At 37.5% G+C, this 25,654-nt stretch carries 25 protein-coding genes; 10 read left to right on the top strand and 15 right to left on the bottom strand.

The window, feature by feature from the left end:
- Positions 1 to 98: 98 nt before the first annotated feature.
- Entirely contained in the window at positions 99 to 1,475 is a 1,377-nt protein-coding gene (locus AB1444_00915) for an MFS transporter (GenBank protein ID MEW6525209.1), read from the top strand.
- Between the two features lie 174 nt (positions 1,476 to 1,649).
- Positions 1,650 to 2,765 carry a TIGR00341 family protein gene (locus AB1444_00920; GenBank protein MEW6525210.1) on the top strand — a complete coding sequence of 372 codons (1,116 nt, stop codon included), beginning with the start codon at positions 1,650 to 1,652 and terminating at the stop codon, positions 2,763 to 2,765.
- A 389-nt stretch (positions 2,766 to 3,154) separates the two neighbouring features.
- Here the strand turns inward: AB1444_00920 and AB1444_00925 are convergent, their stop codons facing one another.
- On the bottom strand, positions 3,155 to 4,330 hold the full coding sequence (locus AB1444_00925) for an acetyl-CoA C-acetyltransferase (GenBank protein MEW6525211.1): 1,176 nt from the start codon (positions 4,328 to 4,330) through the stop codon (positions 3,155 to 3,157).
- Positions 4,331 to 4,598: 268 nt separating this feature from the next.
- Here AB1444_00925 and AB1444_00930 point away from each other — a divergent pair, with 268 nt between their 5' ends.
- Together AB1444_00930 and AB1444_00935 are read left to right on the top strand one after the other, a co-directional pair.
- Positions 4,599 to 5,726, top strand: coding sequence for a sialidase family protein (locus AB1444_00930; protein ID MEW6525212.1), 1,128 nt, complete (start codon positions 4,599 to 4,601; stop codon positions 5,724 to 5,726).
- A gap of 144 nt (positions 5,727 to 5,870) precedes the next feature.
- Positions 5,871 to 7,175, top strand: a complete 1,305-nt coding sequence (locus tag AB1444_00935; protein ID MEW6525213.1) for a DUF5982 domain-containing protein — start codon at positions 5,871 to 5,873, stop codon at positions 7,173 to 7,175.
- A 273-nt stretch (positions 7,176 to 7,448) separates the two neighbouring features.
- Here the strand turns inward: AB1444_00935 and AB1444_00940 are convergent, their stop codons facing one another.
- Positions 7,449 to 8,300 (bottom strand): SGNH/GDSL hydrolase family protein, encoded by an 852-nt coding sequence (locus tag AB1444_00940; GenBank protein MEW6525214.1) that lies wholly within the window; start codon positions 8,298 to 8,300, stop codon positions 7,449 to 7,451.
- Positions 8,301 to 8,490: 190 nt separating this feature from the next.
- Between AB1444_00940 and AB1444_00945 the strand changes: the two genes are divergently transcribed.
- Positions 8,491 to 8,940 (top strand): hypothetical protein, encoded by a 450-nt coding sequence (locus AB1444_00945; GenBank protein MEW6525215.1) that lies wholly within the window; start codon positions 8,491 to 8,493, stop codon positions 8,938 to 8,940.
- Between the two features lie 26 nt (positions 8,941 to 8,966).
- Here the strand turns inward: AB1444_00945 and AB1444_00950 are convergent, their stop codons facing one another.
- The 5 genes from AB1444_00950 to AB1444_00970 all read right to left on the bottom strand — a co-directional run bounded on the left by AB1444_00950 (position 8,967) and on the right by AB1444_00970 (position 13,045).
- Entirely contained in the window at positions 8,967 to 10,241 is a 1,275-nt protein-coding gene (locus tag AB1444_00950) for an O-acetylhomoserine aminocarboxypropyltransferase/cysteine synthase family protein (GenBank protein MEW6525216.1), read from the bottom strand.
- A gap of 13 nt (positions 10,242 to 10,254) precedes the next feature.
- Complete coding sequence (cysK, locus tag AB1444_00955; GenBank protein MEW6525217.1) at positions 10,255 to 11,169, bottom strand: cysteine synthase A; 915 nt, start codon at positions 11,167 to 11,169, stop codon at positions 10,255 to 10,257.
- A 23-nt stretch (positions 11,170 to 11,192) separates the two neighbouring features.
- Positions 11,193 to 11,627: an Rrf2 family transcriptional regulator gene (locus tag AB1444_00960; GenBank protein MEW6525218.1), complete on the bottom strand. Its 435-nt coding sequence runs from the start codon at positions 11,625 to 11,627 to the stop codon at positions 11,193 to 11,195.
- Positions 11,628 to 11,816: 189 nt separating this feature from the next.
- Positions 11,817 to 12,248: a PaaI family thioesterase gene (locus AB1444_00965; protein ID MEW6525219.1), complete on the bottom strand. Its 432-nt coding sequence runs from the start codon at positions 12,246 to 12,248 to the stop codon at positions 11,817 to 11,819.
- Positions 12,249 to 12,448: 200 nt separating this feature from the next.
- Positions 12,449 to 13,045, bottom strand: a complete 597-nt coding sequence (locus tag AB1444_00970; GenBank protein MEW6525220.1) for a transposase — start codon at positions 13,043 to 13,045, stop codon at positions 12,449 to 12,451.
- A 578-nt stretch (positions 13,046 to 13,623) separates the two neighbouring features.
- Here AB1444_00970 and AB1444_00975 point away from each other — a divergent pair.
- Positions 13,624 to 14,739, top strand: coding sequence for a methyltransferase (locus AB1444_00975; protein MEW6525221.1), 1,116 nt, complete (start codon positions 13,624 to 13,626; stop codon positions 14,737 to 14,739).
- 1 nt (position 14,740) lies between these two features.
- Here the strand turns inward: AB1444_00975 and AB1444_00980 are convergent, their stop codons facing one another.
- From AB1444_00980 to AB1444_00990, 3 genes are read right to left on the bottom strand one after another with little or no spacing between them, the layout of a single operon-like run.
- A complete protein-coding gene (locus AB1444_00980) occupies positions 14,741 to 15,295 on the bottom strand; it encodes an energy transducer TonB (protein MEW6525222.1) in 555 nt (184 codons plus the stop codon).
- Positions 15,279 to 15,707, bottom strand: coding sequence for a biopolymer transporter ExbD (locus AB1444_00985; protein MEW6525223.1), 429 nt, complete (start codon positions 15,705 to 15,707; stop codon positions 15,279 to 15,281). Before AB1444_00985 ends, AB1444_00980 begins: the two co-directional genes overlap by 17 nt.
- The gene (locus tag AB1444_00990; GenBank protein ID MEW6525224.1) at positions 15,704 to 16,312 is read right to left on the bottom strand and encodes a MotA/TolQ/ExbB proton channel family protein; all 609 of its coding nucleotides are present in this window, start codon (positions 16,310 to 16,312) and stop codon (positions 15,704 to 15,706) included. Before AB1444_00990 ends, AB1444_00985 begins: the two co-directional genes overlap by 4 nt.
- A gap of 581 nt (positions 16,313 to 16,893) precedes the next feature.
- Here AB1444_00990 and AB1444_00995 point away from each other — a divergent pair.
- On the top strand, positions 16,894 to 17,136 hold the full coding sequence (locus AB1444_00995; GenBank protein ID MEW6525225.1) for a helix-turn-helix domain-containing protein: 243 nt from the start codon (positions 16,894 to 16,896) through the stop codon (positions 17,134 to 17,136).
- A gap of 6 nt (positions 17,137 to 17,142) precedes the next feature.
- Here AB1444_00995 and AB1444_01000 read toward each other — a convergent pair whose 3' ends face one another.
- The 4 genes from AB1444_01000 to AB1444_01015 form a co-directional block, all read right to left on the bottom strand.
- Positions 17,143 to 18,156 (bottom strand): hypothetical protein, encoded by a 1,014-nt coding sequence (locus tag AB1444_01000; GenBank protein MEW6525226.1) that lies wholly within the window; start codon positions 18,154 to 18,156, stop codon positions 17,143 to 17,145.
- The gene (locus AB1444_01005) at positions 18,157 to 18,621 is read right to left on the bottom strand and encodes a hypothetical protein (protein ID MEW6525227.1); all 465 of its coding nucleotides are present in this window, start codon (positions 18,619 to 18,621) and stop codon (positions 18,157 to 18,159) included.
- Positions 18,622 to 18,711: 90 nt separating this feature from the next.
- Positions 18,712 to 19,266: a DUF4325 domain-containing protein gene (locus AB1444_01010; GenBank protein ID MEW6525228.1), complete on the bottom strand. Its 555-nt coding sequence runs from the start codon at positions 19,264 to 19,266 to the stop codon at positions 18,712 to 18,714.
- Between the two features lie 4 nt (positions 19,267 to 19,270).
- The gene (locus AB1444_01015; GenBank protein ID MEW6525229.1) at positions 19,271 to 20,152 is read right to left on the bottom strand and encodes an ATP-binding protein; all 882 of its coding nucleotides are present in this window, start codon (positions 20,150 to 20,152) and stop codon (positions 19,271 to 19,273) included.
- A gap of 193 nt (positions 20,153 to 20,345) precedes the next feature.
- Between AB1444_01015 and AB1444_01020 the strand changes: the two genes are divergently transcribed.
- Entirely contained in the window at positions 20,346 to 21,125 is a 780-nt protein-coding gene (locus AB1444_01020; GenBank protein ID MEW6525230.1) for a hypothetical protein, read from the top strand.
- Here AB1444_01020 and AB1444_01025 read toward each other — a convergent pair.
- Positions 21,122 to 22,702 (bottom strand): SpoIIE family protein phosphatase, encoded by a 1,581-nt coding sequence (locus tag AB1444_01025; protein MEW6525231.1) that lies wholly within the window; start codon positions 22,700 to 22,702, stop codon positions 21,122 to 21,124. The genes AB1444_01020 and AB1444_01025 overlap by 4 nt on opposite strands.
- 625 nt (positions 22,703 to 23,327) lie before the next feature.
- Here AB1444_01025 and AB1444_01030 point away from each other — a divergent pair.
- Positions 23,328 to 23,807 (top strand): SPFH domain-containing protein, encoded by a 480-nt coding sequence (locus tag AB1444_01030; GenBank protein ID MEW6525232.1) that lies wholly within the window; start codon positions 23,328 to 23,330, stop codon positions 23,805 to 23,807.
- Positions 23,804 to 25,645: an ABC-F family ATP-binding cassette domain-containing protein gene (locus tag AB1444_01035; protein ID MEW6525233.1), complete on the top strand. Its 1,842-nt coding sequence runs from the start codon at positions 23,804 to 23,806 to the stop codon at positions 25,643 to 25,645. The genes AB1444_01030 and AB1444_01035 overlap by 4 nt, the downstream gene beginning before the upstream one ends.
- The last annotated feature ends 9 nt before the right edge of the window (positions 25,646 to 25,654 follow it).

Here is a 25,654-nt window from a genome sequence, read left to right on the forward strand (position 1 = left end):
TTAAAATAGCTCATTTTTCTGTGATAGAATAATGACAAGCTATTTATAATGCTCTCAATATGTTTTAAAATTTTTAAAAAATTGATACAGGTAGATATATGGAACGTGTTGCTACTAATAGAAAAGCAGCATTAGCTGTTACCACCTTAGGATCATTTCTCACATCATTTATGGGTTCTTCAATAAATGTTGCTCTTCCTATTATAGGGAAAGAATTTGCCATAGATGCAATCGTGTTAAGCTGGATTGCAACATCATATCTTTTATCTGCAGCCATGTTTTTAGTACCTTTTGGGCGAATTGCCGATATCTACGGCAGGAAGAAAATCTTTACCTACGGCATCATTCTCTATACTTTTTCATCTTTCCTTACGGCAATTGCACAATCTGCCTTCATACTCATTCTATTTAGAGTACTTCAGGGAATAAGCGGTGCAATGATATTCAGCACAGGAGCTGCCATGCTCATATCAGTATTTCCTCCCCAGCAGCGTGGCCGGGTACTTGGTATTAATGTATCTGCCGTTTACATAGGGCTTTCAACAGGCCCTTTTTTAGGGGGCATTTTAACACAACATTTAGGATGGCGCAGCATATTTGCAATAAGTGTAGTAGTAGGTGTGGCGATAGTTATGTTACTATATTCAAAACTGGAAGGAGAATGGATCGAAGCTCATGGTGAAACATTTGATTTCACTGGATCGCTCATCTATGCTATTGCGTTAACCATGTTGATGTTTGGGTTTTCATCACTTCCGTCGGTATTTGGAATAATTATGATTGTAGCAAGTATTGCTTGCATTTTCCTTTTTATAAAATGGGAGATAAACACTCAACATCCTGTTATTGACATGAACCTTTTTAAGAATAATACTGTTTTTACATTTTCCAATTTTGCAGCGTTAATTAATTACAGTGCAACATTTGCTGTAACATTCATTGTCAGCCTTTATCTACAATACCTTAAAGGTATAAGCCCGCAAAGTGCAGGGATTATCCTTATTTCTCAGCCTGTTACCATGGCTCTGTTTTCACCTATAGCAGGGAGAATGTCTGATAAAATTCAGCCTCAGGTTATTGCTTCCTTTGGCATGGCATTTACCACCATTGGGCTTGGACTGTTAACACTGTTACACTCTGATACATCAATAGCATTTGTTATTATGAGCTTAATTTTCATAGGCTTTGGCATAGCCCTTTTTTCTTCTCCAAATACCAATGCTGTCATGAGTTCGGTACATAAAAAATATTACGGAGTTGCTTCTGGTATATTAGGAACAATGCGGCTAACGGGGCAAGCTTTCAGTATGGGCATTGTTACATTAATTCTGGCATTACATATGGGGAGAGTACAGATAACCCCACTCTACTTTGATAGGTTCTTGCAAAGTTCAAAAACAGCATTTATACTGTTTACAGTGCTATGCTTTGTTGGCATATTTGCATCACTTGCACGGGGTAAGATACACAGATAGCTATTGTAGCCTGCATCATGATATATTTTTTACACCAAAGCCTGTACTAAAAATTTGAATGATGCAATATCACAACACTCTTTATCTTTTTATTATTTGATTTAATCAATTGTTTTCAGCATTATTTGTTTTACATTATTTGTTAAACCTAATTCGAGCTTTCGGAGATGAATTATGAAAAAACAAAATAATGAATTAAATCCTGAAAAAGTTAAAGATTCACTTCCCCAGAAATTTAAAAGTATGGTTGATACGGTCATCAAACCCGAAGAACGTACCATGCGCAATTATGTTAACATTAATTTCTGGCGAACAAAATATGATGAATATAAAAAAATTCGTGAAAAAGAAAAAGAAGACTTTGATGTATATGAATCTCTTTCCCATGGTGCCCGACCAACCATTGAATACTATCTTTTAACAATTTTATCATGCCTTATTGCAACAGCCGGTTTGATGCAGAACTCTCCAGCCGTTATTATTGGTGCAATGATTGTTGCACCGCTTATGACACCAATATTATCTTTTTCATTGGGAGTTATTTGGGGTGACACACTGCTTATTAAAACATCCTTTGGTTCAATTGTAAAAGGTACACTATTGGCAATATTTATATCTGGCACATTGGCATTTTTTGTTCCTATTGCCGAATATACCAGTGAGATACTTGCACGCACAAAACCAAATCTTTTTGATATAGTAATTGCCATTTCATCAGGCCTTGTTGGTGCATATGGCAATGCAAATAGAAAAATCAGCAATACTCTTGTTGGAATAGCTATTGCTGTGGCCTTAATGCCGCCACTATGCACCATTGGCATTGGAATTGGAAATTTTGACTGGCATATTGCTCGTGGGGCACTCATTCTGTTTTCAATCAATTTGATATCAATCTCACTGGCTGGTGCAATTATATTCTGGATTATGAAAATACACCCAATATCCAAAGAGGAAAAGGCAAAAGTTACAAGAAGAGCTCTGTCACAGATAATTATTTCAGTTATACTGTTAACCATTATTTCAATTCCTGTAGGTATTTATACTTACAGGACATTTGTACTGGAACATGCAAAAAAGATGGTATGGGAAACAGCAAAAAAATATTTTGGCACAGACGTTTTTGCCGTTCAATTTGATGAAAACCAGGGAAAACTTGATGTAATTATTATAGTGCTTTCACAACAAGATGATGAATCGCTCAAACAGATGCAGAGAATAAAATCACTTTATCCCGATTTTGGTACAGTTAAAATCAAATTCATTAAAACTGCATCCAGTATCAACGATTAACCTTTTCAAGTAAATACAATGTACATTCATAGTTTTCACAGTTTTGCTTTCAACTAAAAAAGGGGGTCCTAAAAAACATCTCTTTGCGATGACTTTTGCCCTCCTGTCATTGCGAGGAATGTAGTGATGAAACAATCCAATACAACCTGATTGCGCGTGCCATATGCACGTGGTAGCATCACTTCCTGTCATTGCGAGGAGCCTCTTGGGCGACGAAGCAATCTCGTCTTTCATTATTTGGGATTGCTTCACTTCGACAAATGGTTGCTGAGCTCGTCGAAGCACTCAGTGCAAGCACTACGTTTGGAATGACTTTGCACCCGCGTCATTGAGATCCCCACTGTTTGTTTTGGGACACCCTCTTTTAATGTTAGAATTATCAACAGTTACTATCGCTCAACTGTTACTGCTACTCCCTGTCCACCACCTATACACAATGTGGCTATTCCCTTTTTAGCATTACGCTTAATCATTTCGTGAATGAGTGTAGTTAAAATGCGCGCACCGCTTGCCCCAATGGGATGACCAATGGCAATTGCACCACCATTGACATTAACCTTTGATACATCCCAACCCATTTCTTTATTAACCACAACAGCCTGTGCCGCAAAGGCTTCATTTGCCTCTATCAAATCTAAATCCTGAACTTTCCAGCCAGCTTTTTGAAGGGCTTTTTTACTTGCTGGTATTGGGCCCGTCCCCATAATGGATGGTTCCACACCAGCTGAAGCGTACGACGCAATTCTGCACAATGGGGTAATGCCAAGTTCCTTTGCTTTATCAGCCGACATGACAACCGCTGCTGCAGCACCATCGTTAATACCCGATGCATTGCCTGCTGTCACAACACCATCCTTTTTAAACGCTGGTTTTAATTTTGCCAGGGCATCCAGTGTTGTACCAAAGCGGGGATGTTCATCAGTATCAAAATATGTTTCTCCTTTTTTATCCTTGATTGGAACTGGAACTATCTCATCTTTAAAACGTCCTGATTTTATTGCTGCTTCAGCTTTTTGCTGACTACCCACTGCAAACTCATCCAATTCTTCACGGGTTAAGCCCCACTTTGCTGCTACATTTTCGGCTGTTATACCCATATGGTATTGATTGAATACATCCCATAACCCATCTTTTATCATGATGTCTATCAATACGCCATCATTCATGCGATATCCCCAGCGCGCCTTCTGAAGAGCAAATGGAGCATTGCTCATGCTCTCAATGCCACCTGCCACAATAATATCAGCATCACCTGCCTTTATAATTTGAGCAGCCAAACTAATAGCCCGTAATCCAGAACCACACACTTTATTAATGGTCATGGCAGGCACTTCCTGTGGAATACCTGAATAAATTAACACCTGTCGTGCAGGATTCATTCCCTGTGCAGCTTGCAACACATTTCCTAAAATAACGTTTTCTACCTGCGCTGGAGTAATACCTGCCCGTTTTATGGCTTCCTTAACTGCAACAACCCCCAATTCCACAGCAGTCACGTCTTTCAGTGCACCCCCAAACGTACCAACAGGAGTGCGAACTATTGATGCTATAACCACATCCTTCATACAGACCTCTCTTATAATAATTTTATCATATAAATTATACTATAATTTTAACAAATGATTGTTCATATGGTGTAATACTAATAAATAGCAGTTTACTTGTAAAGAAAAATAACATTGACAGTAGAACATTAGTATGTTAGAGTAAGCACTCACTCTTAAAAATGCCATGTCACCATGAAAAGCCAATGATAAGAATGTTTTATAGTTATTGCATAAACATACAATGTTTGATAAATGTATATAACTCTTTTTCTAAGGAGCTATCGCCATGAAAATAATTAAAATCATTGGATTGGCTGTGCTCAGCTTCATCATTGCTCTGACCCTTACCGTTGCTTTGTGGTTAATTCGGCCAAATACTTCACAGGTTGATCCATTTCTTAACCTTGAAATATGGGAAGCAGTTCGTGATGGGATGCACAACTCCAATACTGATATGACATATTTTAACAATTACTTTTACCTTGTTCATGCTTCATCTCCATATCATTTTGCAACACCAGAGTGCAATCTCATAGTATGGCGTTCAAAGGATTGTAAGCAGTGGGAAAATCTTTCCACGATTCAAATACCTGGTGAGGACATTCGGGACCCCAAGTTTTTAGCCATTGGCAATAGATTAATACTGTTTGTCCTTAAAAGCATTGAATTTACTGCTGAACCCTATTCAACAGCGTATTTAATTTCCAATGACGGCAAGAAGTGGAGCCCGTTACAGGAGATAGCTCATAAAGGATGGCTTTTCTGGAGGCCAAAGACTTTTGATGGTAAGCGATGGTATGTTCCTGCCTACTGGCATGAGCATGGAAAAGCAATGCTTTTTACATCAACTGATGGCACCAGCTGGGAACCTGTCTCTTTAATCTATGAAGGTGATCGCTGTGACGAAACCGCTATTGAATTTTTGCCTGACGGCACAATGATAAGCACCCAGCGACTGGAATATTCAGACTTGTGGTTAGGCGACAGTCGTGCATGTACGGGGATACGGGTAGCAAAACATCCCTATACACAATGGGTGGGAATAAAGGATTACAGCACCCGATTAGATGGCCCGGCACTCTTTTCATTCAATGGAAAGGTATATGCAATTGGCAGAAGAAATCCCTATACCCCGGGACTACTCAACAAATACGGCAGCATACTGTCAAAAAAGCGCACATCCCTGTGGCTTGTAACACCTGAAAAACTTCTATGGCTTTCTGATGTGCCCAGTGCAGGCGATACCAGTTATGCAGGGTATGTAACACGTGGCAATACATTGTATTTTAGTTATTACACCAGTGATATACACCATGATTATCCATGGATACTGGGGATGATAAAAGAAAGCCCCATCATGATGGGGAAACTTGATTTAAAATTACTTGAACAACTGGCTCTTGCTAAACAATAGGATGAATGTATAAATATTTTAAAGCACAATGAAATGCACATCTATGTTGGAAAAGATGGCAGGAATATGCGGTATCAGCTTTTTTAATTTCATACATGTAAGCTTTGTATTAGGCCGTTATACCATTTTATTACTGGAGGAACTATGAAAAAAACTGTAGTATGCTTTATTGTATTGTGTTTGTTTTTTGCATTACAAAATGCAATGGCTGCCCGTCTTTCGGATGAGGACCTTTCTAAAAAGATTGAAGGTTGGTATCCAACAGGATTACCACTGGTCAATTATGACAGCGACAATGGGTTTGGATATGGAGTCCGTGTATACCTGTATAACAATGGCACTCGCGATGACGAATATTTTGCCTATGCACCATATAAGATGCAGCTCTACGGGCAGTTTTACCAAACAACCAATGGGTATCAGTACCACGAAATAAATTTAGACATGCCCTATATCTTTGGTACCAAATTCAGAATTATTACTTCAATAGCGTATGACAAAAAGATTAATGCTAATTACTTTGGGCAGGGTGCTGATACTGCAAAAGGGAAATTAACACTTTACACTACATATCCAACAGCATATGAAACATTTAATAAATTCCAGGATTATTTAGATTATGCCAATAAAGATGAACGTTTTTTAAAGTACTACAATTACGAATACACAAAGCCAAGCTATTTTTTGAATGTTTACCGGGATATAACTCAGAGCCTTAAATTTCTTGCTGGCCTTGAAATAAAGAAAGTTACCATTGACACCTGGGATGGAGAAAAGTTTGATGGCACTCAACAGGGACCAACACTCCTGGAACAACTGCAACCCTTAGGGTATGATGGCGGATGGTCAAACTTTGCCCGTGCAGGCATCTACTATGACACCCGTGATTATGAACCTGATCCCAAAACAGGATACCTCATTGACTATGCCTTTGAAATATCTGATGATACAATAGGTTCAAATTATGATTTTACACGACACACTGTTCAGCTTCAATATTATTTTCCACTTGTGCAATCATTAACGCTGGCACTGCGCGCAGGTTACACTGACGCCAACGGCGATACCCCGTTCTTTGAAATGGGTTATTTTGGATTTTCACTCAACCGTCGCACAGGTCTTGGCAACAACCGTACACTGCGCGGTTACCGTGAGCAGCGTTTTGTTGGCCCAACCATGACTGTTGCAAATGCAGAACTGCGCTGGAAATTTGCTGAAGCCAATCCCTGGGGGCAGAATTTCCAGTTTAAGATCACCGTATTTTATGATGCGGGCAATGTTTATAACAGGGCAGCTGATCCATTTACCGATCCACGCTTCAGTGATTACCATCAGGGTTATGGTGGCGGGCTTGTTATTGCATGGAATATGGCCACAATTGTACATTTCTACTATGGGATGAGCAAGGAAGACTCTTCAGTATCTGTTGATTTCAGCCATACATTTTAGGGCGATAGTTACTGATAATCAGGGGGTGTCCCAAAGGATATCTCTTTGCAATTACTTTTGCCCTTCTGTCATTGCAAGGAACGAAGTGACGAAGCAATCTTGTCTTGTACAATTGAGATTGCCACAATCCGTCAAGTGGGCACTGAGTCCCGTCAAAGCACGGTTGCAGAGCTTGTCGAAGCACTCAGGACAAGCGCTACGCTCGCAATGACTTTGCACCCACTTCATTGATAGCCCTACTGTTTGTTTTAGGACACCCTCTGATTAAAGGCTTTATTTATTGTTGCTAACAAGTATTTCCTTAATGGCGGCAGCTAAAATTCTTCCGGCCTTGCCGTTTATATGGATATTATCGGTCATATAGGTCAGGCCGCGGCTATCTGAAATTGCATCCCAATCCCTGCCAAAAAGATAATGCTGCAAAATGGCACTGTACATAAACCACAGGCCAGTAGTGTAAGGGGCAACATCACGTTTGCCTTCACGTATCAAATCACGGGTAAGGATTTCATTTAAGCCAATATACCCCAATTTCTCTTTTTTAGCAATATCCCTGATAATGGCAGAGTAATCCATACTGAGTTTAAATGGGAGGCTGTCAATATTCTCACCCAGCGGGGGTAGCGATATCAGGACAATCTTTGCATTTGTTTTTGTTTTTAATATACTGACTAATTGACGGTAGTTTTGCTCAAACCATTCTTTTGTTGGCTTTTGCGGTAGATTCCACAGGTCATTATAACGCTGGTATTCCTTATCATTCAGCGAACCCTTAAGGTCGTTGGTCCCAATCCATACAAATACATACTGTGGTTTTAGAGCAATAACGCTGTCAACCACCTGAAGAAGATTATACACCAATCGTGAGTTGATCCCTTCATTTACAAATACATAGTTTTCCAAATCAGGATCGTTAGCCAGGTAACCAACATAATCAAAACTCACTGTTGCATGTGTTAAACTGTCGCCAAAGAATACAACAATCTTTTTATCGTGAGGCAATGTGGCTTTCAGCATAGCCTGTGCATTATTTGTAGGAACTTTTGATGCCATATAATACACATAGCCATATACCACACCAATGAGTAAAATAAGGATTCCAGTAATAATTAAAACTTTTTTCATACATGTAACCTCCATCATATTTATGTTATCCATTATTCATAATAATGGCATCATAGTACTATAGTCAAATCAGATTATTGCAATATTTGCAATTATAATAGTACAAAAAATGCTTCATGATTAATGAAAAGTAGTTGATTATTCTTATAAGTTAAACAAAACTATAAAAAAACAAAAAAAGAGGGATACTATGGAATTTGAAACAACAACCTGCATTTCAAACAAACACATTCAAATAATTAACTATTATGCAGAAATGTGCGACATGCCATTAAGTAAATTTCTTGTTTCATTAATTAATTATGCTGCAGTGCATGAAAAGAGAAAATTGAAACCATTTACGCATGTACAGTATAGAAAGCGCTCCGGTTTGACATGGCAACGGGTGCATCTTTACCTTTTGTATCATGAATATGAATTTTTGCTTGATATGAAGAAGCTCTGGAAGATGAGCGTGGCGCATCTTATTGAATATTGCATCGAGAATGTGCTTGTAGAATTTGTTGAAGCTCTTTCAAAGGAAGAACACAACTATAGTTATCGTTTTATGCACTACACGTTTGACTTTTCATATGTAAAAAATATGCCAGCATATCGATGTATATGGGGTGTACCCCCCGAAATGCTGGCAAAAACATAAAAAAACCATAAGAAAAACTTAAAACTTTACAAAGCCTGTTCAAGCGCTTCAATAATATCATCTACATGTTCTATCCCTACCGATAGACGTATCAAATCCGGTGTTATACCTGCCTGGCGCTGTTGTTCCTCCGATAGCTGTGAGTGTGATGTGCTTGCAGGATGTAACACCAAGCTCTTTGCATCACCCACATTTGCCAGATGGGAAAATAGCTTCACTGAATTTATAAACTTCACGGCGCTTTCATATCCACCTTTGATGCCAAAGACTACCATACCACCAAAGCCATTTTTAAAATAGCGGGAAGCCACCTTATAGGAACTATCGCCCGGTAAACCTGGATAGCGTACCCATGCCACATTTTTATGGCTTTGCAAAAATTGTGCAACTTTGAGTGCATTTTCGCTGTGCCGCTGCATCCTCAATGGGAATGTTTCAAGCCCCTGCAAAAAAATCCATGCATTGTCCGGCGAGATTGCAGCACCTAAATTACGCAGCGCAACAAGCCTCATACGCAGTATAAAGGCAATAGTATTTGCCTCCCCCAGATCATGGGCAAAGCGCATGCCATGGTAACCTGCATCTGGTTCGTTGTAGAGTGCAAACTTTTCGTCAGTCCAATCAAAGTTACCGGCATCAACTACTATACCGCCAATAGCAGTACCATGCCCCCCTAACCACTTAGTAAGCGAATGCACAACAACATTTGCTCCGTAATCAATGGGCCTGAAGTGATACGGCGTTGCAAAGGTATTATCAACTATGAGTGGCAGATGATATTTTTGTGCTATTGAAGCAACCCTTTCAAAATCAGGTACACCCAGGGTTGGATTGCCAATTGATTCAATAAAGATGGCGCGCGTTTTTTCGTTGACTTCTTTTTCATACGCATCGTAATCATTGTAGGGCACCATTTTGCAGGTTATACCAAACTGTGGCAGTATGGCATCAAACATGGTGTAGGTACCACCATATAGATTGCTTGCACTGATAAACTCATCCCCAGCTCTGCATACATTAATAATGGCATAAAATATTGCCGATGTGCCTGATGCAAGCGCCAGTGCAGCCCTACCACCCTCAAGCATGGCCACACGTTCTTCCAGCACATCCTGCGTTGGATTCATGATGCGCGTATAAATGTAGCCTTTTTGTTTCAGTGCAAAAAGGTCTGCCCCATGCTGTGTTGAATCAAACACATACGAACTTGTGCGATACACCGGAACAGCACGCGCTTTTGTAGCATCAATGCTCTGACCCCCATGAAGGGCAATGGTTTCAATGTGATTTTGTTTTGGCATAATTTTTCTCCCCTTAATCAAATAGCCATGTACTTACATAGCGTTCGCCAGAGTCTGGCAATAGTACAACTATTGTTTTTCCCTTGCTATCATGACGATGAGCAATTGTCAGTGCTGCCCACATGGCAGCACCGGCAGAAATACCGGCAAGGATACCCTCATCTTTTGCCAATTTTTTGGCGATAGTTCCGGCATCAGTCTCATCAACAGTTACTATCTCATCAATAACTGATTGGTTTAAGACTGCTGGTATAAAACCTGCTCCAATTCCCTGAATTTTATGAGGACCAGGTTTTCCTCCCGATAATACCGGTGATTTAGCTGGTTCCACAGCAACTATTCTTACCGATGGCTTTTGCTTTTTAAGCACCTCACCAACACCAGTGATAGTACCTCCTGTACCAACACCAGCTATAAAAATGTCAACCTCACCTTTTGTATCATTCCATATTTCCATTGCTGTAGTTTTACGATGTATCTCCGGGTTTGCCGGGTTGTTAAACTGCTGCGGCATAAAAGCATTTTTGGTTTTTGTAACTATCTCCTCCGCTTTTTCAACTGCACCACGCATACCAAGTGCACCATCAGTGAGTACAATTTCCGCACCAAGCATTGCAAGTAACTTACGGCGCTCTATGCTCATGGTATCAGGCATTGTCAATATAAGCCGATAACCCTTGACAGCTGCTACAAATGCAAGCGCAATTCCCGTGTTGCCACTGGTGGGTTCAACAATCACCGAATCAGGATTAAGTAAGCCCTTACTTTCAGCATCAGCTATCATAGCATAGCCAATACGGTCCTTGACGCTTGACAAAGGATTGCGCGACTCAACCTTTGCATAAAGATTAACGCCATCAGGTACTAGTTTATTAATCTTTACCAGTGGTGTATTGCCAATGGATTCTATAATTGTAGTGTATTGCATAGTACTATCTCCTTTTCATCATTTCAAATTTCGTATACACAACCAGAAGAATGCTTATATTCATCAACCATGTCCTGCAATGTAATGCCATCCAGAACCTGCATTATTGCTTCATCTGTCTTTTTCCAGATTGTGCGTGCTACACAATCGACATTTCGTTTGCACACTTGTGGGTTTTCAGCACATTCAACCAGAGATACATCGCCTTCTAATTTTTCCACAATCATGCGTATGGTTATCTGTGATGGGTGCTTTGCCAGCATGTAGCCACCATTGGCACCGCGCACTGACTGTAATAGCCCTGCAGATTTCAACGGGATTACCAGCTTACTTAAATATTTAAACGATATCCCCTGCATCTTTGCTACTTCTTTCAAAAAAACAGGACCCTGATTAAATTTAAGTGCAAATTCAAACATCATCCTGACACCATATCTGCTTCTTGTTGATAATCGCATTGTTTACTTCCTTACTTATTTGCTACTATTATGACCTTTTTGGTAGTATTTCACACAATATTAAATTGTCAAGAAATTTTATTATTTTTTTTACATTATTTTAGTTAGTTTATTGTTTTATTTTTTTTCATAGTGGATTTATAAAGTTAATGTTCATGCTTTGACCCTTAAATTTATATACGATAGTTATCACACATAACCTATTTGTGGGGTCAGAGGAATCCGGCTTTTTACAAAAATACCGCTACCTCTTGCCACTTCCTGATTTTGAGAATCATACAGAATTGCTTCAGCAATATATTGACTACTAGATGACATTACTACGTTGCCAACTGCCTTGACATATCCATCCATTACAGGGCGCTCAAGATATAGTGTAAATGATGTTGTGAGTACAAAAACATCTTCTACCAGGGAATTAACCGCAAAAAAAGCTGCATTATCAAGAGCAAGAAAATACATTGCCCCGTGGAGAGCATTGGCAGCATGATGGAGTTCTTTTTTGACTGGTAGAAATATTTCTGCCTTTCCTTTTTCAATATGTACTCGTGCACCTGTAAGCTGCACTATTGGAGCCGAATGCATTAAATTTTCTAATTTTCTAAAATGTTCATTTTTCATAGATACCATCTATTAATTATTTTTTAAAATCCAATAATATTCTAAAATATTTTCTGCATTTGCTATAGCATTTACATCACCATAGGGTTTTACCATTTTACATAAAAAATTGTTTAAACTGGTATATATTACGTATAAATATATTTCGTATACGTACTATGTCAAGTAAAAATTTATTACGCAATATTTCAATTCAACTTCTACACCCATCCCTCAATGGAATAACGCTTGCGGTATATTGCATCGTAGCTCATAAACTTTGCTACCCTTGTGGCAAAACTATCTCCTAACTGCATAAAATACTCATGATGATCTATTGGTACTCCTACATCGGCATTTTCATCTAAATTTGCCTGTATGCTGCTATAGTGGTATTTTGTAGGGTCAGAGCATAGGTTTTTCCGTACCGGATTATACGCCAAATACCACAACAACCACAATAAATAGTGAAACCCATCTTTGGCAAATTCTACAATACTATCCTTATACCGCTCATTCCAGAATGGTCCAGTCCTTCCGGTTAGCTTATTATACAATTCTGCAAACCGCGCTTTTATATACTGCATAATGCGCCCTATAGGTGCTCCATCATCTACCGTGTGGATGACTAAATGGATGTGATTGTCCATAATACAGTAGGCAATAAGCTTAAACGGGTATTTTTCTTTTGCTCTGCGTAAAATTTCCACAAAACAGGCTTTAAAGTAGTCTTCTTCTAACATATTTCGCCACTCTATGCTGCGGGAAGTAATGTGATAGGTAAGACCGGGCATCTGTACACGCAATTTCCGTGCCATACGTATTCCTCCTATAAGTATAGTAATATGCTATTACGCTTCTGCTGTATACAACGCTTTTGGTGGGAAAAATTAAAAGGAATTGGGAAAAATTTTGTACTTTTTGATAAAAAAATTTAAAAACATGGGGTCAGAGCGTCATAAAAGAGCTTAATAAACAGGATAGGTAATAAATATAGGGTCAAATCATACTATCTTCACAACCCCATCACAACTTCATGCAAACCCCGAAGGGGTGATATTATTGTAAGGGGTCAGAGCCTCACCCTCCCCATCTTTGCGATCTCTATGTGAAACAAAAATTAATCATCTTGCTGAGAATACAGAGTACACAGAGTGGTGGGGTCAGAGCATTATAAGTAGATCCTGAATCAAGATCAGGATGACTTGTTGCCTATACGTCATTCCGGGCTTGACCTGGAATCTCTTGTTCCCACTAATGAGTTCCTGAATCACGTTCAGGATAACCGCACTGAATCATTCCTGAAATAAATTCTGGACATGGTTCAGGATGACACGCTATTATTTACTACAAAATCTCTAAGGGGTGAAATTATTGTAAGGGGTCAGAGCTATTCATGAATATACTAACTATCCAACGATATGCAAACAACGGCTTTGGAATAGGATTTATTGATGGTAAAACCGTATTTGTTCCCTATAGCGCTGTGGGTGATACTGTTGCTGTTACTATCACTCGCCAAGCAAAAAACTACTGCTTTGCTTCAATTACCGATATCATAACCCCTTCACCCATTCGTATTAGGCCCCAATGTCCAGTATTTACTCACTGTGGCGGATGCGATTTTCTTCACATTCCGTATAAAGAAGAACTTTCAATAAAAAAAGACTTATTCCAGAATACCTTGACACACATTGGTGGTCTTCCACACCATATACTGCCAGAAATTGAGCTAATCTACAGTGAACGATTCCATTACAGAAGCCACGCCACCCTTCAATCAGATGGTACGCATATAGGCTTTTATAAGAAGGATTCTCATAATGTTGAGCCAATTCCAGCACAGGGTTGCTTACTTCTCCATGAAGAATTAAATACGTACATACTCAGCAAATCGTGGGATAGCTACACTAACAACTCCATCAAAATTGCTATCGATGCGCAGGGCATTCTATGCTCTGACCCCACTACAGTTATAACAGAACAGGAATGTGGCATCACCTATACACGAAGTGTTAATACATTCTTTCAGGCAAATAGATTTCTTAGAAGCAAGATGCTTCTTGTTGTTGACGAACTATCGCAAAGTTTTACATCATTTCTTGATGCAGGATGTGGTGTTGGCTTTTTCAGTATATATGTAGCCAAACGGATGCAAGGCACTGGTATTGATACTAATATCCAGAGCATTGAATGGGCAAAACACAATGCAAAACATAATAACGTAAATGTAGATTTTCACACAATTAGCATTGAGAACTATCACCCCTTTAAACATGACCATAAATGTGTTATCATTGACCCACCTCGTCAGGGCATATCAAAGAGGGGAAGAAAGACTATTGTTGCAATGAATCCTGCAGGCATTATATATGTTTCCTGCAATCCTGTAACCTTTGCCCGTGACGTCAAAAGCTTTATTGACAGTAACTATCGCTTACAAAAATTATTTATTATTGATATGTTCCCGTGCACTCATCACACCGAAGTAATTGGGTTTTTGACAAAATAGACTACTTCAAAGCGAACGTCAATCCCTGCACAAACGTCATGCGCTCTTTGCCAATAGTATCAGGAATGGGTGGGAAAGGTGAAGCGCTGTGTATTGCCTTAAGCGCAGCATCATCTAAAAGTGCTGAACCTGAAGAACGTATCATCATAGCCGATAGTAGATTGCCATTTTTATCTATGGTGAATTTAATATAGGTTTTTCCCTCAATACCGTCCTTGCGTGCTGTAGCTGGATATACTAATGCTTCCTGAATACGCTGCCGTATCATATCTGTATATCGCATGGTTATACTCTGGCTGTCCTCATTGGATACCATATACTGTGATGCCATGATACCACCCTGCTTAACAGGCTTTGTAGGATTATTCTTTAGCCTGGTTGTATCACCGGCATTTTCAACATGTGGCAGCATTGTATATGTATGCATGGTAACATTCAATGTGTGTTGTTGCATATCCACGGTGCTGCCTCCAAACGACACACAAAGAAAAAAACCATGCACAACAACTGAAATAAAGAATGCATAATATACAATGTTTCTATTTTTGTGAGGCATTATTTTCTTCCATGCTTGTTGCTATCACCAGGTCTTTAACCTGTGTTTGCTTTATGATATCAATTACCTGCACCACCATGCCAAGTTGTACCGTTTTATCGGCTTTCAGGATAATAGTCTTTGAAGCAGCCGATAGTGTGGAAAGCATTTCTTTAAGTGCTGAAAGCTCAACCTTTGTGGCATTGCAATAGATGGCATTACTACCAGTAATATATATCTCAATATTGTTTCTTTGCACAGTAACAGCCGAATTTGCTTTGGGCAACGACACTTCAATACCAGGATTGGTAACATAATATGACGTGAGTGCAAAAAAAAGTAATAGCTGGAACACAACATCAATAAGCGGTGCTATATTCAAATCAATCACCACCTTCTTTCTTCGTTCAATAAAAAGCCTTTCAGCACTCATTGCTTTATAACCTCTAACATATCGCTGATTAACTCCTTTAGCGCACCGGTAATATCATCAATCCTGTCTTCAAAATAATGGTAGGCAATAATGGTGGGAATAGCAACAATCAATCCAGCTGCTGTGGTTATCAGCGCTTCCCATATACCACCAGCCAGTGCTGATGGATTGACCTGTCCCTGCATATTCTGAATGCCCATGAACACCTTTATCATCCCGGTAACTGTCCCCAAAAGGCCCAAAAGTGGTGCAATATTGCCAATTATAGCAAGCCAGTTTAACCGCTGTTCTAAGTTGCGAACATAAAACGTGGCAAATCGTACTAACTTATGCTCAGCCTCATGCAATTCATAGTCTATGGTATAATCTTTTTCTAGATCCAGGACACAAGCCATATCCTTAACTATACCGGGGCATTCTGGAATAGTTTCTTTATTCAATGCATTCGCAATAAACTGCTGTTTAAAAATATTAATCGCATTCCATACATATGGTCGGGACTTTAGTAATACATATAACCGTTCTATAAATATTGCCAGTGACAAAACTGAACATAGCAAAATGGGCCACATTACCGGGCCACCCTTTTGGAATATAGCAAACATACCCGTTACTCTTTTTTACATTTTTGCTACTACATAAATAGTATAGTAAAATTTTGACAACTTATTTATAAATTTTTTAAAATTTTGTATTATTGTTATTATATATAATCCCTTATCACATGCATAATATTATAGTAAATAAGGGAACTTCTAAAAAAATGTTTTTTGGGGATTACCCCTTGTGGGCACAAATAATAGGATAAATCCGCTTTTTATTACATGAATAATTTCAGAAGAAAGCAGTTTTTTAAGGTGCCCATAATTTGTACTAGTAAACAATTTTTTTGTATCTAGTACATACATTTCTAATGCACCTTTTGTAATTATTGTGTTGGGCAATTGTATTTATGTAATATTTATTGCATTTTTAATGTTTTATTACTATTCATGGCAAGTATTCATTTTATATAAATAAGTATATTTTAATAAAAATATAAAAAAATGTATTGAAAAAATTACCAGTAATGATTTATATTGAATATGGTATAGGCAAGTGTAATGGGTGATATATTCTATACACCATATTCTGGAGTATGTATAAAAAACGCAAACATCTTTTAAGGTTTACTAAGGAGTTGCATATGGCAGCTATAAAGGAAAAAATTATTATAAAAAATACAACCAGGAAAGGGCGGAAAAAATCATCATATTTACCACCTGATTATAAAACATTGCAAGAAGTTATTGATGGAATTGAACGTGACTACATCCTGCATACCCTGGAACTAACTAACTGGAATCTTCAGAAAACCAGTAGGGTTTTGGATATTGCGCGTAACACACTGAAAGCTAAAATGAAGAAATATAATATTGATCTGCAATAGTTTCATCTACAATAAAGCAAAAACAATGAAACCTGAAATGATCAATAATCCCAAAAGTAGTGCGATGTAAACAAATAGCATATTTTCATTACTTTCTTCCTTTTTCTGTTCTTGTTTATCCGTTTCAATCTTTACATTTTCTTCTTCTATTATTTTAACCAGTACATTTTTTGCCACAAGAGCATATATTGCATAGCCACCAGTTGAAAGCGAGACCTTTTCTTTAATCCGAGCCTTCACCGGAAGGTATTGTCCATCACTGGTTATTGCGTTGAACATACGTGCAATCTTATCGGATACAGGGTCTTTGCCACTGAGCATCACTGTAATCTTTTCCCCCGCTTTTATATCATTGATATATTTACCTTTAACAGGGGACACAATAACAGAACCGGGAATAACATATTCTACCTGTGCTTCAATTTCGCGCATTTTTATCTCATCGGGGCTAAGCTCCTCTTGCTTTTGCTCCTGTTCTCCTGGCAATTCCATTGGTATATTTTCAACTTCCAGGGTTAAAGAAGATGTTTTGTCTATCTCAATCTGGCATTCTGCATTTTGTGAAAAATATTTACCTATAATTTCCTCAAATAATTCTGAAACAAGCTGGATATTTTGAGCTTTGGCTGGTTCATATATATCATACCCTTCTATTGCATCAGCTAAATGATTGGTAAACTTATACGAATCTTCTGTAGCTCCACCTAAATCACCAACAATATCACCAAATAAATTATAAAATTGCTTCCATGCATCAAAAATGCGAATTTTATTGTAAATATCACTATATGAGGTTACCAGTGAGTTAATATTAATTATATAATTATATTCAACATTCAGGAAAATATAAAAAGCACCTACTTTGCCCGCCTTAAACCTTCCCTTAATAACAGCAACATCCTGCAAAATTCCTGCAGCCATCTGGCGGGCTTTTTCCAGATTCCCATTTGTATATTTTAAAGCCTTGTTTATAAGCTGGGTCTGATCATTGAATGAATCATATTGGGTATTATCTGACATTTATACTTCAACCTCTTCGTCAGCTAAACTTTTTTCAATTATTTCATATTTTTTCTGGGGAGTTAATCCAATAATACGTTTAATGCACTGAGTAACCTGCTCTTTATAGTGAGAAGGAACCTCCAGTATGAAATAACCATTTTCCAGATTATTTATAATATGAACTTTATTCTCCGGAATTTTCAACCCCAAAAGTGGGCCATAAAATTTTATAATATATTCGGGTGATATGTATTTGACAAATAACCTGGAAACACCCATCTTTATTCTTCTAACTGGCTTGTACTGCTGGTATTTGGTTTTTATCAATTCATCAAATGATGAAGGGTTTTTGGCAATAATAACGGCAATGGTACCTTCCTGAGATTCAAGAACCTGCATATAGCTATAAAGATTCTTATATGAAGCTAAAAGCCCAAATAATGAATCATCTTCACTTTCTTTCTTTTTAATAATCTGTTTCATGGTAGTATAGATATTACCTGATTAAATTAATCCGGCATAATCACAATTTATTCAATTATACAGGAAGTTATTTATTTATCAAGTATTTTACTAAATAGCATGGAATACATTGTCATTATCTATCTTTCTTACTGCACGCATTTCATACAAACGCATCAGGCAATTTTGTGCTTCGGTTTCTGATACATGCAAAAATGACGCAATATCAACGCCAGTTGCCTGTTTGTTTATGACACAGTATTCAATGATATCCTTTTCCATTTCTGATACAGATCCCAACGCATGACATCCATTTTTACATAATCTATCGGTCATAACTATATACCGCTTTTGATCATGAGTCATTCTAATCACCTGATCAACAATATATTCCACATTATCAGTTATATTGACTAACTTGATATAAAATGGAAAAGTATTTGTTTGCGATAGTTCTAATAAAGGTACAATGCACTCATCAACAAATGAAGCATCAACTGAGCGTATGCCATCAAAATCAATGATTACCACTTCATGTTGGGCAAGATGTTTTAGCTTTTCTTGAATTTTCTGAAATAACAATTTGCCAATATACCGTGTAAACAAATCAGTGCTTTTACGCGTTATGGCAACTGCTGTTGCTAATTTTTTTATTTCAATTACCATTATTTCATCCAATAAGTGTGATTGAAAACTGTGTACCTGGAAAAGATGGGCAATCATCTTTCAGAAATATATAACTCCCTCTTGATGAACGGCGATGATGTAAAACACTGATATACGCATTTTCTGAACGTAAAAAAATTGAACCTTTCAGTTGTTCCATAATGGCATTAACCTGGCACAAACCATATCCATAGCGGCGTTTACTTGAAAGTGGTGTTGTTAAAACAGTTTGCAGCAACTTTGCATTGGACAATGTTTTAATTTCAGGCATATATTCAAATGTTCCCGGTATTCCAATACCTGAATCAACAATAGCTATTCGGAATATGCGCTCATTTAAATACATATAGCTCTGAATGGCAATAAACCCTGAATCTAAACTGTGTTCAAAAATATTCTGGCATATTTCTGAAATGACGGTAACAAGATAATCCACCATGGTTAACGTCAACCAGTGTTTTAAAATGACAAGGGCTCGCTTTCTGAAAGTAGCTATAACTTTTGCAATAACTTTAACACTTTCCTTTTCTTTCCCCGGTATTTCAATAACCTCAAGCAACCGTGAGGAAGCCATGCTTCGCCTCAGCTGTTTGTGCTTATCCAGTGTTTCTTCACAATCAAATATAGTATGAGCAAAGAAATCCATCCTTGCCATATACTGCAATATTTGTGACGGGATGCGATGCAAAGTCAACTTGTTCCCTGTTAATCGCAGGTAATTTCGACCAATAAGAAGCAAACATAATAATGAATAAGGGTCAATAAAAGTCACATGAGACAAATCAAGCCCTTTAGCTTTCTGATTGATTATATGCTGGTACAGGGCAATAACCGATTCAAAGCTGAAAGGGTCCTTACATTGATCAGGAAGTTGAATGATAGCCACTGATCATCCTTTACGTAAAATTTAAGAAAATGAGGACGTAACTATTCCTTATGTATAATAATCGACATTTTATCATCATTTTTCACTATTTATTCCCAAATGATGCTTGCATGGATATATTAATGAGTGTATTGGTATACTAATCGCAAACTATCTGAAGCGTATTAAAAAAGAATAAAAGTGGGTAATGCATATGTTACAGGATAATGAGATAGAAATTTTAATTGCCAAACTACGAAATAAATACGATGAATATGCACATAAATATAACCCCCGCTGGTTTAACAAAGAGGCATTTGAAGAGCGCTTACAGTCTGCACTGCGAAACAAAATTGATCTAGAAGCTTTTATTATAGCTGAAATTGCCCATTTTGAAACAATACGAAAGCGTTATGAGGAGAAAAAAAGTGAAAGCAGTTTCAGTAAAAAAGTTGATGTGCTCATTGAAGAATTGACCGCAAAAATTAAAAAATATCCAAAGATTGAATTCCACCCAAAAGCACATTTTGAGATTATGCATATGTATGGTGCATGTAATGAGTTGCTTGAGCTTTATTTCCCTGTTTTATGGATTATCCTTGATGACCATAGCAAACTGTATGAATTTGAGCAGCAGTTACAGTATGTATCTTCATATAATCCAAAACGTTTTTCAAAACGAATTGAAGACCATATAGCACTTTTACGGAGACCATCTGTTACGTATATAGAAATTGAAAAAGACAAAAATGAATATTTAAAAGAATGTGCTTTCCTCCTGCACCAGATATTCCAATGGCTATCTGATATCCTGTTATATGTTAGCAATGGTAATCACATATCATTTTCAAAGCTTTACGTAAGCCAGGAAAAACGAAAAAAAATTATAGCACAATTTCAGGGTGACACAGCCCCATCAGCAATAAGAAAAATTCAAGCATATATAGCTGGTATAATAGAAGACTTTAGACTACAGGCTTTTAAGAAAAGTTAAATTTTTTTAAAGCAAATTAACGTGACGTCATCTTCTAATGGTGCATACTCAGTGAACTCATACATACTTCCACATATCGAGTGTAACAATTCTACCAGGTTTTCATGTGCATTTGTAACTATTGTATCTTTTAACCGTTGATCTCCATACAGAGTTTTTAAGGCAGGATTCATGGATTCGGTTAAACCATCAGTATATAAAAACAACATATCGCCACTTTGCATCGTAATTGTATTATCCTGGTAATCCATGTCATCAAAAACCCCTAACAACCCACCGGTATTGGGTAACTCTTCAATGGTGTGGGAATTATGCTTATAATAGTATAGTGGAGGATGACCACCAGATGTATAAAATATTCTACCATCGGGATATAGTCTGCAAATTACTGCTGTTCCAAAGTAATATAACCCTTTGCCATCAGCAATCATCTGCCGGTTAACCTTATACAACACTTTAGCCGGGGATTGTTCATTGAAGCTGAATGTGCGGATAAGTGTACGCATTGCATTACCAATGTAAGACGATGCTATCCCATGGCCGGATACATCACAAAGGACAATCTGGTAAACACCTTTTTCAATATAAAATCCATCAAAAAAATCACCTGAGATATCTTCCGCTGGCAGAAATGTTGAGGCTATTTCATATCCATTTATGTTTCTGAATTTTGGTAATTGTGCAACTTGTATCTGCCGTACTTTTGATATTTCATCACGATATATTTTATTTTGCTTCTGAACATACTCGTAAATCTCAGTTCTGCTTATTATGACTCTTATGATTTCTGCTAATAATCCAATAAGATTTTTTTCATCCGGAGTGTAAGGAACATTACTGACAAAAAATACATATCCATACTGCTGCAGGGATATGCTGGCAATATATACTTGAGTAGTGGATTCAAAGAAAAATGAAACAGGTTCAATAGCATTTTGAGTAATAACCCTGTGAAGTTTAGGAATAAGGGATTGCCAGGATTCATGTGAAATTAATTTTAATACTGTATATTTCCCTGTCTTAAGCTTATTAAATATAAATAATCCATCTAGTTGAATAATATATTTAATATGGAGGAACAATGCTACAAGAGTATCAATGTCATCAATTTTAATACACTTTTTAATAAAATCATTCAGTTGTAATAATCGATTTTTTATATCTTTTTGATATTCCAATGAATGCTCAAGCTTTCGCTTAATCTCAATCATCAGAGCACATCGGCGTAATTTTGAAAATAGTATAAACTTGTTAAAAGGCTTTATGATATAATCCATAACGCCAATGCTGTATGCCCTGATCAAAGTTTGTTCATCGTTTGTAGCTGTCAATATATACAGGATAACATCTTCATACTGATTCTGGCTTCTGATCCATTTACACACATCAAGGCCATGTGCATCTGGCAAATGTAAATCTATAATTGCAATATCAGGGTTAAATTCTTCTATAACTTCCTGGAACTGGCCAAACGATGTTGTAGTTTTAACATTATAGCCAGCTAACATTGAAGCAAGCATCTTGCCAATGAAGGGGTCATCATCCAGAACAAGAATTCGTATTGGTTCAACATCCATATCATTTCCCTTAAATTATACAATGAATTGTATATCCTCAATACAGTTTTTTCAAGTGTATTTTTTAGGTTACATATTTAACAAATAATCAGCAATAATTCCTTAAAAAATTTCATAATGAATATAGTGTACACCCCAGCCGCCGAAGGCGGCGGGGGTGTACACTATTTTATATTTTATTCAAATTTCCACATTTAGGAATAATTAGTGACAAATAATCATCATTTTCTTTGTGTGCTCATTAAAGCTTTTTACTATGGACTAAAACTTCCCACAGTATTCTTAAATAGAACATATTGAGCAAATTGTGCCCATTGTTTGAAGGCGGGGTAATCTATACTTTTCATGAATACTTTGATAGGGAAGTTTCATAAAAGTTAGATTCCATACATCCATCTACAAATATCATATTAAAAGCAATTCTTTTCCATGAAATACATTATATTACCTGCAACGGTATATATGGCAGCCTGAGATATAATAGCATGAACTATCGCCAAAATACAAAAAGTTTTGTTGAAAATATTTACTGGCTGATGTACATAGTATTATAGACTTGTCCTTAGCAATTTTCTACACCACATAAAATGCAGTAAGTATTTATTATTTTTGTGGAGGTAACACTATGGTGTATGTGTACAGCATTATTATAATTATTATTGTAATTCTTTTCAAGAGGATGATAAAGATTGTCCCTCGTGATTCTATCTGCATTATTGAAAAAAAACTCAAATATCATAAAACGTTACTGCCGGGATTACATATTATCAGCCCGTTTGTTTCTGCGCGGATTGTTCCCGTTGAAAAAAGGGAGGGGGTACCGGTATCACAGGAAATAGAATTTGGCGATAGCTCCAAACAAAAACTAACAGTCAGGACAACATTCTTGTTATGGGATCCCTATACACCGTTTTTTACCTTTGAGAAGTTAGACCAGGAAATGAGCAATAAGGCATTCCAAGAACTGTCAAAATGTGCCGCTGGTTATACCAAACAGGAATTTGAAAAAAATTTTGATGTCGTAAAACAAAAATGTCTTGAATCATTAAATCAGTTTGGAAAAGAGTACGGTATTGAATTTACAAGCTTAGATATTTCAGAATGATTTCAGTTCAAAATTTAGCTAAACGATTTGGCAGCACACTTCTTTTTGAAGATGTCACCTTTACAATCGGCAGTAAAGAAAAGGTAGGGCTTGTTGGTCGCAACGGACTGGGAAAGACAACGTTGCTTAAAATCATTGCTGGCATTGAACAGCCTGATGAAGGCAGTGTGTCTGTACCACGCCATTACACCATTGGCTATATGTCACAGCAGCTTTATTGTACAAAACCGCTGGTCCGCGATGAAGCGCTATCGCTTTTGCCTGAATCCGAGCAGCATGAATACTGGCGTGCTGAAAAAATTTTATCGGGGCTGGGATTTACCACCAGTGACATGCTAAAAAGGGTGGATGAACTTTCAGGTGGATTTCAGGTACGCCTGCAGCTAGCAAAAACCCTTATACTGAACCCTGATATGCTGCTACTGGATGAGCCAACCAACTACCTTGATATTACTTCTATCCGCTGGTTAGCTAGTTTTTTACAAAACTGGTCAGGTGAGCTTCTATTTATTACGCATGACAGAGGTTTCATGGATTCCATTGTTACCCACACTCTTGGGATTCATCGCAACCGGATAAAAAAAATAAAGGGCAATACCCAGCAATTCTATGAGCAAATTGCACTTGAAGAAGAAATATATGAAAAAACCCGCATCAACGATGAGCGCAGAAAAAAAGAAATAGAAGAATTTATTTCACGATTCAGGGCAAAAGCACGGCTTGCCAACCTGGTACAGTCTAGAATCAAGACTATAGAAAAGATGCAAAAAAGAGAAAAGCTAATACCATTAAAAAATCTGGATTTTGAATTCAGGTACAAGCCCATAACAGCAAAATATGTTGTGCAGGTTGATTCTATTTCATTTGGTTATGATGAAACACCTTTAATACACAACCTTTCATTTTCGGTAGCTTCCGGCGATAGAATCTGCATAATAGGCCCAAATGGCAAAGGGAAAACCACACTGTGCAAACTCCTTGCAGGCAGCCTGCAGCCTCAATCAGGAACTATCACCAAAGCATTAGGTGTTGAAACAGGATATTTTGAGCAAACAAATATTTCAACATTAAACCCCAATGCTACCATAGAAGATGAGATTTTCTACAGCGATCCTGATAACAACAAACAGCTTGCACGCAATATATGCGGCTCTCTTCTTTTTGAAGGTGATGATGCATTAAAACCTGTGTCGGTTCTTTCAGGCGGTGAAAAGAGCCGGGTTCTGTTGGGGAAAATTCTGGTTAAGCCAATAAATCTTCTTATACTGGATGAGCCGTCTAATCACTTAGACATGGAAGCCTGCGATGCATTGCTTACGGCTATCGACAGCTTTGAAGGCGCTGTGATACTGGTTACCCATAATGAACTTTTCCTTCGAGCTATCGCACAGCGATTAATCGTTTTTCAAAATAATACCATAAGCATTTTTGAAGGCGATTACGAACGCTTTCTGGAAAAAGTAGGCTGGATTTCAGAATCAGATACATCAAAGGCAGATAATACAGAACAGTCTGAAGGCAAGCTCAACAAAAAAGAATTACGAAGGATTCGTTCACAATTACTGCAGCAAAAGCAGAGTGAATGCAGACCATTGCAGCAGCGCATTGAGCATATTGAAAATGAAATCATGCATTACGATAATCTTTTAAAACAATATAATGCTGATATTATCATTGCATCACAATCACAGAAGAGCAGTGAAATTCAGCGTTTATCCATTGAAATTAATAAACTGGAAAAAACATTGAGCAGCTTGTATGATGAACTTGAAGAACTTATGGAATTGCATGAAGAAAAGAACCGCCACTATGATAGATTAATTCAGGAATATGCATAATAAAGGAGT

This window comes from Spirochaetota bacterium (assembly GCA_040756435.1).
Classification (GTDB): Bacteria; Spirochaetota; UBA4802; order UBA4802; family UB4802; genus UBA4802.

Excerpts from the sequence above, each read along its gene's own strand:
- AB1444_00930 (MEW6525212.1), top strand. The coding sequence starts at position 4,599 with ATGAAAATAATTAAAATCATTGGATTGGCTGTGCTCAGCTTCATCATT.
- AB1444_00960 (MEW6525218.1), bottom strand. The coding sequence starts at position 11,627 with ATGCGATTATCAACAAGAAGCAGATATGGTGTCAGGATGATGTTTGAA.
- AB1444_00940 (MEW6525214.1), bottom strand. The coding sequence starts at position 8,300 with ATGAAAAAAGTTTTAATTATTACTGGAATCCTTATTTTACTCATTGGT.
- AB1444_01020 (MEW6525230.1), top strand. The coding sequence starts at position 20,346 with ATGTTACAGGATAATGAGATAGAAATTTTAATTGCCAAACTACGAAAT.
- AB1444_00975 (MEW6525221.1), top strand. The coding sequence starts at position 13,624 with ATGAATATACTAACTATCCAACGATATGCAAACAACGGCTTTGGAATA.
- AB1444_00990 (MEW6525224.1), bottom strand. The coding sequence starts at position 16,312 with ATGTTTGCTATATTCCAAAAGGGTGGCCCGGTAATGTGGCCCATTTTG.
- AB1444_01035 (MEW6525233.1), top strand. The coding sequence starts at position 23,804 with ATGATTTCAGTTCAAAATTTAGCTAAACGATTTGGCAGCACACTTCTT.
- AB1444_01010 (MEW6525228.1), bottom strand. The coding sequence starts at position 19,266 with ATGGTAATTGAAATAAAAAAATTAGCAACAGCAGTTGCCATAACGCGT.
- AB1444_00945 (MEW6525215.1), top strand. The coding sequence starts at position 8,491 with ATGGAATTTGAAACAACAACCTGCATTTCAAACAAACACATTCAAATA.
- AB1444_00925 (MEW6525211.1), bottom strand. The coding sequence starts at position 4,330 with ATGAAGGATGTGGTTATAGCATCAATAGTTCGCACTCCTGTTGGTACG.
- AB1444_01030 (MEW6525232.1), top strand. The coding sequence starts at position 23,328 with ATGGTGTATGTGTACAGCATTATTATAATTATTATTGTAATTCTTTTC.
- AB1444_00970 (MEW6525220.1), bottom strand. The coding sequence starts at position 13,045 with ATGGCACGGAAATTGCGTGTACAGATGCCCGGTCTTACCTATCACATT.
- cysK (MEW6525217.1), bottom strand. The coding sequence starts at position 11,169 with ATGCAATACACTACAATTATAGAATCCATTGGCAATACACCACTGGTA.
- AB1444_00920 (MEW6525210.1), top strand. The coding sequence starts at position 1,650 with ATGAAAAAACAAAATAATGAATTAAATCCTGAAAAAGTTAAAGATTCA.
- AB1444_00965 (MEW6525219.1), bottom strand. The coding sequence starts at position 12,248 with ATGAAAAATGAACATTTTAGAAAATTAGAAAATTTAATGCATTCGGCT.
- AB1444_00915 (MEW6525209.1), top strand. The coding sequence starts at position 99 with ATGGAACGTGTTGCTACTAATAGAAAAGCAGCATTAGCTGTTACCACC.
- AB1444_01000 (MEW6525226.1), bottom strand. The coding sequence starts at position 18,156 with ATGTCAGATAATACCCAATATGATTCATTCAATGATCAGACCCAGCTT.
- AB1444_00980 (MEW6525222.1), bottom strand. The coding sequence starts at position 15,295 with ATGCCTCACAAAAATAGAAACATTGTATATTATGCATTCTTTATTTCA.
- AB1444_00950 (MEW6525216.1), bottom strand. The coding sequence starts at position 10,241 with ATGCCAAAACAAAATCACATTGAAACCATTGCCCTTCATGGGGGTCAG.
- AB1444_00935 (MEW6525213.1), top strand. The coding sequence starts at position 5,871 with ATGAAAAAAACTGTAGTATGCTTTATTGTATTGTGTTTGTTTTTTGCA.
- AB1444_00985 (MEW6525223.1), bottom strand. The coding sequence starts at position 15,707 with ATGAGTGCTGAAAGGCTTTTTATTGAACGAAGAAAGAAGGTGGTGATT.
- AB1444_01005 (MEW6525227.1), bottom strand. The coding sequence starts at position 18,621 with ATGAAACAGATTATTAAAAAGAAAGAAAGTGAAGATGATTCATTATTT.
- AB1444_00995 (MEW6525225.1), top strand. The coding sequence starts at position 16,894 with ATGGCAGCTATAAAGGAAAAAATTATTATAAAAAATACAACCAGGAAA.
- AB1444_01025 (MEW6525231.1), bottom strand. The coding sequence starts at position 22,702 with ATGGATGTTGAACCAATACGAATTCTTGTTCTGGATGATGACCCCTTC.